This is a genomic window from Virgibacillus carmonensis, assembly GCF_057836705.1.
Map to the genome: position 1 here is coordinate 1 of NZ_JBYQFJ010000299.1, position 579 is coordinate 579.

1 protein-coding gene is annotated in these 579 nt (G+C 42.7%); it reads right to left on the reverse strand.

All coding sequences use genetic code 11. From position 1 onward, the window contains the following. On the reverse strand, positions 1–579 hold a 579-nt coding region (locus AC3G7N_RS21980; RefSeq protein ID WP_489424244.1), incomplete at both ends, for a DEAD/DEAH box helicase.

Below are 579 nucleotides of genomic sequence, written 5' to 3' on the forward strand. Positions count from 1 at the left end.
GCCAAACATGACATTCTCAAGCTCTGTTTCATTCATTCTTCCATGGGCAATTGCAATTTTAGCATCCTGAACCAGCGAACCAATTTCACGTGCAATTGAATCAATATTTTCCACTCTGTTATATAAAAAGAATACTTGCCCACCTCGAGCCATTTCCCGCTCAATTGCCTCCCTAATTAGAATCGGGTTGTATTCTACCACATAGGTTTGAATCGGGAAACGGTTTTCTGGCGGTGTTTCTATCACAGATAAATCGCGAACACCAAGCATGGACATGTGCAAGGTACGCGGAATTGGTGTTGCCGTTAATGTTAAAACATCGACATTTGTCTTCATCTGCTTAATCTTCTCTTTATGCTTCACACCAAATCGCTGTTCTTCATCGACGATCAATAAACCTAAATCCCGGTATTGCACATCCTTGGACAATAAGCGATGGGTTCCAATAACAATATCGACCAGCCCGCTTTTCAGACCGACAGTTGTTTCTTTCAGCTGTTTTGACGTGCGGAACCTGCTTAGTAAGCCAATATTAACTGCCTGATCCTGGAAACGCTCACGGATAGTTTCATAGTGCTG